General features: G+C 70.1%; 9 protein-coding genes. 4 read left to right on the top strand and 5 right to left on the bottom strand.

Features of this window, described 5'->3' with window-relative positions; genetic code table 11:
- Positions 1–60: 60 nt before the first annotated feature.
- The 5 genes from ABTZ89_RS29710 to phnA all read right to left on the bottom strand — a co-directional run bounded on the left by ABTZ89_RS29710 (position 61) and on the right by phnA (position 6205).
- On the bottom strand, positions 61–957 hold the full coding sequence (locus tag ABTZ89_RS29710) for a LysR substrate-binding domain-containing protein (RefSeq protein ID WP_270946998.1): 897 nt from the start codon (positions 955–957) through the stop codon (positions 61–63).
- A gap of 31 nt (positions 958–988) precedes the next feature.
- Positions 989–2428: an aldehyde dehydrogenase family protein gene (locus ABTZ89_RS29705; protein ID WP_351050849.1), complete on the bottom strand. Its 1440-nt coding sequence runs from the start codon at positions 2426–2428 to the stop codon at positions 989–991.
- Positions 2429–2546: 118 nt separating this feature from the next.
- Complete coding sequence (locus ABTZ89_RS29700) at positions 2547–3674, bottom strand: TIGR03364 family FAD-dependent oxidoreductase (protein WP_351050846.1); 1128 nt, start codon at positions 3672–3674, stop codon at positions 2547–2549.
- 39 nt (positions 3675–3713) lie between these two features.
- Positions 3714–4985 (bottom strand): MFS transporter, encoded by a 1272-nt coding sequence (locus ABTZ89_RS29695; RefSeq protein WP_351050845.1) that lies wholly within the window; start codon positions 4983–4985, stop codon positions 3714–3716.
- Positions 4982–6205: a phosphonoacetate hydrolase gene (gene phnA, locus ABTZ89_RS29690; protein WP_351050843.1), complete on the bottom strand. Its 1224-nt coding sequence runs from the start codon at positions 6203–6205 to the stop codon at positions 4982–4984. Before phnA ends, ABTZ89_RS29695 begins: the two co-directional genes overlap by 4 nt.
- A gap of 237 nt (positions 6206–6442) precedes the next feature.
- On the opposite strand from phnA, the gene ABTZ89_RS29685 reads away from it, so the two are divergent.
- The 4 genes from ABTZ89_RS29685 to ABTZ89_RS29670 all read left to right on the top strand — a co-directional run.
- Entirely contained in the window at positions 6443–7780 is a 1338-nt protein-coding gene (locus tag ABTZ89_RS29685; protein WP_270947003.1) for an ABC transporter substrate-binding protein, read from the top strand.
- The gene (locus ABTZ89_RS29680; protein ID WP_351050839.1) at positions 7777–8655 is read left to right on the top strand and encodes a carbohydrate ABC transporter permease; all 879 of its coding nucleotides are present in this window, start codon (positions 7777–7779) and stop codon (positions 8653–8655) included. Before ABTZ89_RS29685 ends, ABTZ89_RS29680 begins: the two co-directional genes overlap by 4 nt.
- Positions 8648–9448, top strand: a complete 801-nt coding sequence (locus tag ABTZ89_RS29675; protein WP_351050836.1) for a carbohydrate ABC transporter permease — start codon at positions 8648–8650, stop codon at positions 9446–9448. The genes ABTZ89_RS29680 and ABTZ89_RS29675 overlap by 8 nt, the downstream gene beginning before the upstream one ends.
- Before the next feature lie 285 nt (positions 9449–9733).
- The coding region (locus ABTZ89_RS29670; protein WP_502949615.1) for a helix-turn-helix transcriptional regulator at positions 9734–10035 on the top strand (302 nt) is incomplete at its 3' end.

The raw sequence follows: 10035 nt of genomic DNA, 5'->3' as shown, positions 1-10035 counted from the left end.
GTCCGCTCCGGCCTCCGCTGAACGCCTGTCCTTCCCGCTCCGCCGTGCCGAGCGGGAAGGTCAGGTCGGCCAGTCGCGGAGTTCGTGGAGCAGGGCCAGGAAGGCTCTTTCCGCTGCGGACAGGAGGCGGTCCCGGCGGTAGCCGATGACCACCGGGCGGACCGGGGGTTCCGGGCTGACGTGGATCACGGCCAGTTCGCCTTCGCGGACCTCGTGCGCGACGGCGTGTTCCGAGATTAGCGAGACGCCCAGGGCGGCCATCACTCCCTGCTTCAGGGTTTCGGTGCTGGACATGTCGATCGGTTCCAGCGCTTCCAGTCCCCAGTGGACGATCGTTTCCTCTTGCAGGCGGCGGGTTGCCGAGCCTCGCTCGCGCATGAGGAACCGCTCGCCGGACAGGTCGCGCGGAGTCGCCCTCGCACCGGCCAGGGGGTGGTCGGCCGGGGCGATGAGCACCAGGCGGTCGGAGAACATCGGCTCCACCACCACCTGGTCGGCGTCCGGGCGGTCGGCGAACACCGCGATGCCCACCTCGCCGTCCAGCAGGTCGCGCAGGACCTGCTCGCCGTTGCTGGTGCGCACCGCGAAGCGCAGGTCCGGGTGGCGGTGGTGGAAGCGGGCGATGAGCCGCGGCAGCAGGTAGGTGCCGACCGTGCTCGTGCCGCCCACCACCAGCTCCCCGGCCTGCAGGTTCTTGACCTGCTCGATCGCCGCCACGGCCTCCCCGGCCAGCAGGAAGATCCGGCGCGCGTAGTCGGCGAGCACCTGCCCCTCGGTGGTCGGCCGGATGCGCGCGCCGGACCGGTCGATCAGCGTCGCCTTCAGCGACTGCTCCAGCTGCCGGACCTGGTTGGACACCGAGGGCTGGCTCATGAACAGCTGCTGCGCCGCTGCGGAGAACCCGCCGCAGTCCACCACGTGCAGGAAGATCCACAACCGGTGCAGGTTGAGCTGCATCCTGCCACCTTCGGCGTGCGGTGCTCGGCGGTCAATAGCTGATGCACGCCGACCGCCACTCGGTGTAGAAGTCCCACACCTGCGGCGAGCACTCCGGCGGGCCGTGCTGCGACTGCTTGGAACCCACGTGCGGCAGGTGCGCGTAAGCGCCGACGCCGGGCCGGTTGACGTGCAGCATGCCCGCCTCGAAGCGGTCCAGCGCGGCGAAGATCCGCGACTGGTCGCGGGTGCAGATCGTGCCGGACATGCCGTAGCGGACCGAGTTGGCGATGCGCATCGCGTCGTCGAAGCCGTCGGCGGCGATCACCGACAGCACCGGGCCGAAGACCTCCTCCTGCGCGATCTCGGCGTCCCACGGCACATCGCGCAGCACCGTCGGTTCCACGTAGTAGCCGTCGGGGAGATCCGGCGCGGCGTTGCCGCCGCAGACGACCTTCGCACCGTCATCTTGGGCCCTGGCCACGGCCGCCAGGCACGCCTGCAGCCGGTCTTCGTTGACCACCGGGCAGATGTCGCTGGCCGGATCGGTGCCGGGACCGACGCGCATCGCCGAGACCCGCGCGGCCAGCCGGTCGACGAGCTCGTCGAGGATCCGGGAGTCGGCGACGACCCGGCTGGTGGCGCTGCAGCGCTGTCCGGCCTGGCCGAAGGCGCCCTTCACGATCGCGTCCACGGCCACCTCCAGATCCGCGTCGTCGAGCACCACGACCGCGTTCTTGCCGCCCAGCTCCAGCTGCGTCTTGAGCAGCCGGTGCGCGCCCGCGCGCTGGATGGCGGTGCCGACCGGGACCGAGCCGGTGAACGAGATCCCGGCCACCGCGTCGTGCGCGACGAGGGCTTCGCCCACCGGCCGATCGCCTTGGACGAGGTTGAGCACGCCCGGCGGGAGTCCGGCGTCGGCGAAGACCTGGGTCAGCAGTTCGGCGGTCAGCGGCGTCAGCGGCGACGGCTTGAACACCGCGGGGCAGCCGGCCAGCAGCGCCGGGGCGACCTTCCACATCGGAATGGCCAGGGGGAAGTTCCAGGGCGTGATCAGGCCGACCACGCCGATCGGGCGGCGGAAGGTGAACGCCCAGGTGCGCGGTTCCTCGGCGGGGGTGGTGACGCCGTTGAGCCGCCGGGCCTCGCCGGTGGTGAAGTCCAGGACGGCCAGCGACCGCTGCACCTCGCCGCGGGCTTCGGAGAGCAGCTTGCCCTGCTCGCGGGTGATCGCCCGGGCGAACTCCTCGCCGCGCTGGTCGAGCAGGCGCCACGCCTCGCGGAGGTATTCGGCGCGGCGGATCGGTCCGAGGTCGTGCCAGCCCTGCTGGGCGGCGCAGGCGGCCTCGACCGCGGATTCCACGTCGACGCCACCGGATTCGGCGAACTCGCCGATGACGTCCGCGGTGTCGGCCGGGTTGACGTTCGGCCGGGTGCGCCCGGTTTCCGGGGCGACCCACCGGCCACCGATGAAATTCACGAATTCGGGCATGGGAACTCCACTTCCGGATGATCGCGGTCCGAGAGGCCAGTGGCACGCATGAAGTCGGGCACCGGGAGTCCAGGCGGGCGCTGAGGTTCCGCTACCCGCACCGACCCTCGAAATGAGTTCAAGGACAGGCGAGGACTTCTTCGGCGAGGCCGAAGGAGAGGGTCATGCCGGCCCCGCCGAGGCCGTTGACCACGGTGACGTCCGGTTCCGGGTGGGCGATGAGCTCGGTCCGGCCGTCGGGGAGGGACGGGTAGACGCCGTGCCAGCGCTCGGTGATCTCCGGGCGCGGGACGGCCGCGAAACCGTTGAAGTAGTCCAGGATCGCGCTGTTGACGTCTTCGCGTTCGAACGGGTCGTGGGTGTCGGCGTAGTGGTGCGAGTCGCCGATGGTGACCCGCCCGTCGGCGGTTTGCGACACCAGCACGTGGATGCCGTGCTCCAGGTGGAACGGCAGCTGCTCCGCGAACCGCTGCCGGAGCGGGGCCAGGGATTCGCAGTGCGAGAACGCCCGGTAGTGCAGCAGGGTCAGGCCCGCGCACAAGGTCGGCCCCAACGCCCAACCGCCGGGCTGCGGGGCGGTGCGCATCATCTGCAGCTTGCAGCGCCGGATCCCGGTGCGCTCGAACGCTTCCGGGTACAGCGCCTGGAACTCGTTGCCGCTGCAGACGAAAACCCGTTGCACCCGCCAGTTCCCGGCGGTGGTCTCGACGGTCGGCATCGAGATCCCGCGCACCGCGGCGCCGAACCGGACGTCGACGCCGAAGTCCCGCGCCAGCACCTCCGCCACGCCCGGGATCGCCTGCCGCGGGTCCACGTTGATCTCGGTCGGGCTCCACAACGCCGACAGCAGCCCGTCCTGGACCACGACGTCGCTGCGCTCGGCCACCTCGGCCGGGGTGAGCAGCCGGCAGCCTGCGTCCCGCGCGCCCGGGGTGGTGGCCAGGAACTCCGCCAGCACGTCCTGCTCGTCCTGGTGGTGGGCCAGGTGCAGGGACCCGACGTCGGCGTGCCACAGGTCGGCGCGCTTGATGACGTCCAGCCAGATCTCCCTCGCGCGGAGCGCCCTCTCGTAGGTCTCGGTGGGCTGGCCGATCGGCCACAGCAGCCCGAAGTTGCGGATCGACGCGCCGACCGCGCGCTCGTCCCGGTCGAACAACACCACGCGCGCGCCCCGCTTCGCGGCGGCCAGGGCGTGCGCCAGGCCGACGATCCCGCCGCCGACGACTGCGACATCTGCTTCGTTCACGACTAGCTCCTCCCACGCGGAATGCCTTGTCCTGAAGCCCTATTCGGCGGGTCGTTGGTTCCAGCGGGGGACGAGGACCAGACCGGCGAGCAGCGCGGCCCCGGCGAAACCGAGGAACAGGCTGGTCCCGCCCAGGTATCCGGGCAGCAGGCCGCCGAGGATCGCCCCGACCGATCCGCACCCGTTGACGAACCCGGCGGCGGCACCGGCCCGCGCCGAGGTCCCGAAGTCCACCGCGGCGACGCACGAGATCATCGCGTCCGCGGCGTAGGCGGTGAAGCCGATGACGGCCAGCACGGTCACCATCAGCCCGACGCTGCCCGACGCCGTCAGCGGGATGAACAGCGCCAACGCCACGACCAGCGCGGCCAGGCTCAGCACGCACGGCGGCATGCGGCGCGCGGCGAACAGCTTGTCGGAGATGAAGCCGATCGCGATCGGCGCGAGCAGACCGGCGACGCCGAAGGCGACCGGGATGACGACCGCCTCGAACTTGCCGACGTCGGGGATCCGCTCGGTCACGATCACCGGGCCCCACAGCAGGATCGCGTACCGCGCGGGCTTGAGCAGGAAGTACGCGAGCCCGAGCGTGCGCACGTTCCGGTCCCGCACACCGGTGAGCAGCGCTTCGCGCAAGCTCGGCCGCTCCTCGGCGGGCACCGCTGCCTCGTCGTGGGAATCGAGCCCGACCTGCGCCGGGTGGTTGCGCTGGAAGACCGCGAACGCGATCAGGACGATCACCAGGACGCCGGCCCCGGCGAGGAACGCCACCCGCCAGTCCGACCAGAGCGTGTAGGCCACCCAGCCCACGAACGGGCTCGCGACCAGCCCGCCGAAGGCGTAGTTCGTGCTCCACAAGCCGAGCACCCGGCCGCGCTGGTGGCTCGGGAAGAAGCTGGACACGTTCTTGCACAGCGACGCCCACCCGGTCGACTGCGCGAGGCCCTGGACGATCATCAGCGGCAGGAACAGCGCCACCGCGGGCACCAGTCCCATGAACATCGCGGCCACCGCGGACATGGCCATCCCGCCGAGGACCACGACCCGCGGCCCCCACCGGTCGGCCAGCGATCCCCAGACGAACTGCCCGACCGCGTAAGCCGCCAGGTAGGCCGCGTCGAGGTCGCCGAGGACCTGCTTGGTGAGCACGGTGTTGACCGACGGGTCGTCCAGGATGCCGACCTTGGCCGCGGAGAACGCCTGCCGGGTGAAGTAGAAGGCGGCGTAGGCGATCCAGGTGATCGCGAAGATCCGGAGCTGCCAGCGGCGGGTCCGGACCGCGACGGGGGTTGCGGTCGTCGTCGTCGTCATCTGTCCTGCCTCCCCAGGTTCAGCGCGACCCAGTAGGCGTCGAAGTTGCGCAGCCGGTGCCCGTCGGGGACCTGCACCGGCCGGTTGATCAGGAACGGCACCTCCTGCTCGGTCAGCCCGCCGTGGGAGCGCAGGTGCCCGTCGAGCTGCGTCAGGTCGTGGCGGTCCGGGCTGGTGCCCAGCGCGGTGTTGCGGTCGCCGATGACCACCAGCTCGCCGATCCGGTCGGCGGGCAGCTCGAAGGCCTCGCAGGCCTCCTCGCGGCGCAGGACCTGCTGCACGCCGGGGACTCCGGCGATCCGCCCGGCGATGGCCGGGACGTCGGCTTCGGCGGGCAGGTGCACGGTCGCGAACGACCCCAGCGCGCCGTGGTGGACGGTGTACGGATCGGTGATGGGCAGCACGACCCGCCCGCCCGGACCGGCCAGTTCGTCGAGGTAGACGACGTTCGGGGCGCCCCCGGCGGTCTTGGCGTTCATGCCGTGGTCGGCGGTGATCACCAGCACCGCGCCCAGCTCGTCGAGCCGCTTGAAGTAGCGGTCGAGCATCGCGTAGAAGTCGTTGGCGACCGGGGAACCCGGCGCGTGCTTGTGCTGGATGAAGTCGGTCAGCGACAGGTACATCAGGTCGGGCCGGTCGCGTTCCAGCAGCGCGACCCCGGCGGCCATCACGAACTCGCTCAGGTCCGCGCTGTACACCGAGGGCAGCGGGCGTCCGACCAGGTCGAGCACGTCGGTGATCCCGTTGTCGGCGGTGGTGGCGCGGTCGGCGTGCTCGGCGGAGAAGCACACGCCCTTCTCCAGGCCTTCGCCCAGCAGCCGCCGCAGCTTGTCCTTGGCCGTCACCACCGCGACCTTGGCGCCGATCCGCTCGAACTCGGCGAAGATCGTCGGTGCGCGCAGATAGCGCGGATCGTTCATCATCACTTCGGAATCGGATTCCGCGTCGTAGAAGTAGTTCCCGCAGATCCCGTGCACCGCGGGCGGAACCCCGGTGGCGATGGAGATGTTGTTCGGGTTGGTGAACGAGGGCATCGTGCACTCGCCGACCAGGCTGGTGCCGTGCTCGGGGAGTTCGGCCAGATAAGGCATCAGACCTGCGGCGATGGCCTGCTCGTGGTAGTCGGCCTCGCTGCCGTCGATGCACACGACCACCACCGGTGCGGCGGGGGCGCGGTAACTGCGGCCGTTGACTTCCAGCACGTCCGAAGCAGCGTTCATCGATGTCTCCAATGGGTGGGAAGTGGTTGCGGCGGAACGACTTTCGCTTCGTGCGGAGGGGAATTCCGGTGGTGATTACTTCTTAACAGCGCGGCGAACCGCCGGGAACCTGCGTTGTCGCTATGGGGTCCATAACCGATCGTGCAAGCCGGTCGCGCACCCACACGAATGGCCCATTGACCTGGGATGCGGCAGATCAATAGCGTCAGCAATCGTTTTCCGGAGGGGGGATCCGACGTGACTCGCCCGCGAGAGGGGATCAGCCGGCGGTCGTTCCTGGGCGGTGTCGGCGCCGCTGCGCTGGCCGCTCCGGCACTGGTCGGGTGCGGCCCGTCGCGCGATCCGAACGAGATCACCTTCTGGAACTTCTACGGGCCCGGCGGGCAGCAGAAGTCGCAGAGCGACTGGTTCGTGCAGCTGGCCGAGGAGTGGAACGCCACGCACGACATCAAGGTCCGGCTGCGCTACATACCGACCAAGGACTACACCTCCGGCCCGACCCTGCAGACCTCGTTCAGCGCGGGCGCCGGACCGGACGTCTTCCTGCTCAGCCCCGGCGACTTCCTGCGCTACCACAACGGCGGCGCGCTGCTCGACCTCACGCCGCACCTGGCACCGGAGGTGCGCGCGGACTTCCTGCCCGAGGTGCTGCAGACCCGGCTGGTCGGCGACCGGATCTACGGCCTGCCGATGGAGATCGAACCGCTCGCGCTCTACTACGGCGAAGCGGCGATGGAGCAGGCCGGGCTCGCCGAGGGCGACCTGCCGCGCACCTGGGACCAGCTGATCTCCGTCGCGGAGAAGCTGACCACCCCGGACCGGTTCGGGCTGCTGCTGGAGACCAACCCGGGCTACTACCAGAACTTCACCTTCTACCAGGCGATGTGGATGGCCGGGGGAGAGGTGTTCACCCCGGACCAGCGGCGCGCGGCGTTCAACGGCCCGGGCGTGCACGCGGCGCTGCAGTTCTGGCAGGACACCGTCAACGCCGGCGTCGCCCCGCGCCGGGTGAAGGGCTCGGGCGGTAACGACTCGATCTCCAACATCGCCGACGGCTACTGCGCGATGCAGCAGCTCGGCGTCTGGGGCATCGCCGAGATCGCCGAGCAGGCCCCGGACTTCCGCTACGGCGTCGTCCCCATGCCCAGTCCGACCGGCGGCGGCTACACCACCGCGCTGGGCAGCTGGGCGATGGTGGCCAACGCCAAGAGCGCGAATCCGCAGGCCGCGGCCGAGTTCGTGGTGTGGGCGCTGGGATCCACCGATCCGGCGTGCATCGAGCGGATGCGCCGCTGGAACACCATCGCCAAGACGAACCTGCCGCCGCGCTACTCGGTCCAGCGCGCCGCGCAGCAGCACGGGGCCTTCGACCACGGACCGATGCGGGTGTTCGCCGAGGAAGTGATGGCCGAGGCGCGCCCGGAACCGCGCTACCCGCCGGAGATCTACCGGGCGATCTCCGACGCGGTGCAGTCCTGCCAGCTCGACGGAGGTGACCCGGTGGCCTCGGCGGAGGCCGCGGCAGAGCAGATCGACACGTTCTTGTCCACCTACGACGGAGCGCCGATCAATTGAGCGACCGACGACGATCCGACGCCGCGGCGGCCTTCGCCTTCCTGGCCCCCGACGGCATCGGGCTGCTGCTGTTCATCGTCATCCCGACGGCCCTCGCGCTGGTGGTGGGGCTGTTCAGCGTCGACGGCTTCGGCAACGTCGAGTGGGCGGGGCTGGACAACTTCCGGCTGATGGCCGGGGACGGGCTGCTGTGGCGCAGCTTCGGCATCACCGCGCTGTACGCGGTGCTGTTCGTGCCGCTGGCGTTCTTCGCCGCGCTCGGGTTGGCGCTGCTGGTCAAGGACCACTTCCCCGGGGTGGGCGCGGTGCGCGCCGCGCTGTTCCTGCCGAACGCGGTGAGCCTGGTGGTGATCGGGCTGCTCTGGCAGTTCCTGCTCACCGACAAGACCGGCGCGCTGGCGAAGCTGACCGGCCTGGGCGGGGTGTCCTGGCTGGGCGATCCGAGCCTGGCGCTGGTCACGCTGGTGCTGATCAGCGTGTGGTTCCTGATGGGCTACCAGATGCTGATCTTCCTCGGCGGACTGCAGGACATCCCGCGCGAGTACTACGACGCGGCCACTGTGGACGGTGGTGGTCCGTGGCAGCGGTTCCGGCACGTGACCTGGCCGATGCTGCGCCCGACCAGCTTCTTCGTGCTGGTCACCTCGACGATCAACGCGGTCACCGGGATGCAGGTGTTCGACCTGGTCTTCGTCACCACCTCCGGCGGGCCGGCCAACGCCACCACGACCGTCGTCTACTACGCCTACCAGCAGGCGTTCCAGTTCGGCCGGTTCGGCTACGCCGGGGCGATCTGCGCGCTGCTGGTGATCGCGCTCGGCGCGGTCACCTCGGCGATGTTCGCCCTGACCAGGGGAGGTCGGTTCGATGCGTAGGGTTCGCGGGCGCGCGATCGCGGCCTACCTGGTGGCGTTCCTGGCGATCGCTCCGCTGCTGTGGTTCCTGCTCAGCGCCTTCCGGCCGGAGGAGGAGCTCTACGACCTGGGGTGGCCGAGCACGCTGACGCTGGACAACGTGATCTACGTGCTGACCGAGGTGCCGTTCCTGCGCTACCTCGCCAACAGCGCGTTCGTGGCCATCACCGTCACGGTGATCGCCCTGTTCCTGCACTCGATGGCGGCCTACGCGCTGGCCCGGATGTCGTTCCGGGGCAGGGGATTCGCCTTCGCCTCGGTGGTGGCCACGCTGCTGATCTCGCTGCCGGTGATCCTGGTTCCGCTGTTCATCGTGGTGCGCGGGCTGGGCATGGTCGACACCTACGCGGGCCTGATCGTGCCGGGCCTGTTCAACGCCTTCGGCATCTTCCTGCTGCGCCAGTTCTACCTGGGCGTGCCGCGCGAGCTGGAGGAGGCGGCGCACCTCGACGGCTGCGGCCACTGGCGGATCTACTGGCACGTCGTCCTGCCGCTGAGCCGCCCGATGCTGGCGGCCCTGGCGGTGCTGTTCTTCCTGGCCAACTGGAACTCGTTCCTCTGGCCCCTGGCGGTGGCCCAGGACGAATCCCTGCGCGTGGTCCAGGTCGGCATCGCGTCCCTGCAAGGCCAGTACGCGTCCAAGCAGCACTACGTGACAGCAGCGGCGGTCCTCGCAGCGCTCCCCACGGTCCTGGTCTTCCTCCTCGGCCAACGCTGGCTGGTCGCCTCCCTCAAGACCACCGGCCTGCGCTGACCAGTCCCCGACGCCGCAATTTCAATGGAATTTCGACCTCCAATTTCCATTGAAATTGCGGAAATCCTCCACAGGTGACCCGGGTTGTCCCCACCTCCCGACACGCCGGTGTCCCGACACGCCCGGGTGTGCAGTTTCAATTGAAACTGCAATCCGCCGTGGGTGGGATCTGCAGTTTCAATTGAAACTGTGGTACTGCACCAGCCAGGCGGAACCGCAAGGTCGGCACTGCGGCGTGGTGTCGGTGCGCCGGGGTAACTTCGCCGCGGGTGAGGAGGTGGCCGGGTGCGGGCGTCGCGGTTGGTCTCGTTGTTGTGCTTGCTCCAGGTGCGGGAATCGATGACCGCTCCGGAACTCGCCCGCGAGCTGGAGGTTTCCGAGCGCACCGTGGCCCGCGACGTGCTCGCGCTGGCCGAGGCGGGAGTCCCGGTCTACGCCGAGCGAGGCCGGGCCGGCGGGTACCGGCTGCTCGGCGGCTACCGCTCGAAGCTCACCGGACTGCACCAGGCCGAAGCCGAAGCGCTGTTCCTGTCCGGGGTGCCCGCAGCGGCCACCGGGATGGGACTGGAGGAGGCGGCCGCGGCCGC

Source organism: Saccharopolyspora sp. NPDC002686 (assembly GCF_040295745.1).
Taxonomy (GTDB): Bacteria; Actinomycetota; Actinomycetes; order Mycobacteriales; family Pseudonocardiaceae; genus Saccharopolyspora; species Saccharopolyspora oryzae.
The sequence above is the reverse complement of the archived record's forward strand: the minus strand, read 5'-3'. Positions and strand labels throughout refer to the sequence as shown.

Excerpts from the sequence above, each read along its gene's own strand:
- ABTZ89_RS29710 (WP_270946998.1), bottom strand. The coding sequence starts at position 957 with ATGCAGCTCAACCTGCACCGGTTGTGGATCTTCCTGCACGTGGTGGAC.
- ABTZ89_RS29695 (WP_351050845.1), bottom strand. The coding sequence starts at position 4,985 with ATGACGACGACGACGACCGCAACCCCCGTCGCGGTCCGGACCCGCCGC.
- phnA (WP_351050843.1), bottom strand. The coding sequence starts at position 6,205 with ATGAACGCTGCTTCGGACGTGCTGGAAGTCAACGGCCGCAGTTACCGC.
- ABTZ89_RS29675 (WP_351050836.1), top strand. The coding sequence starts at position 8,648 with ATGCGTAGGGTTCGCGGGCGCGCGATCGCGGCCTACCTGGTGGCGTTC.
- ABTZ89_RS29705 (WP_351050849.1), bottom strand. The coding sequence starts at position 2,428 with ATGCCCGAATTCGTGAATTTCATCGGTGGCCGGTGGGTCGCCCCGGAA.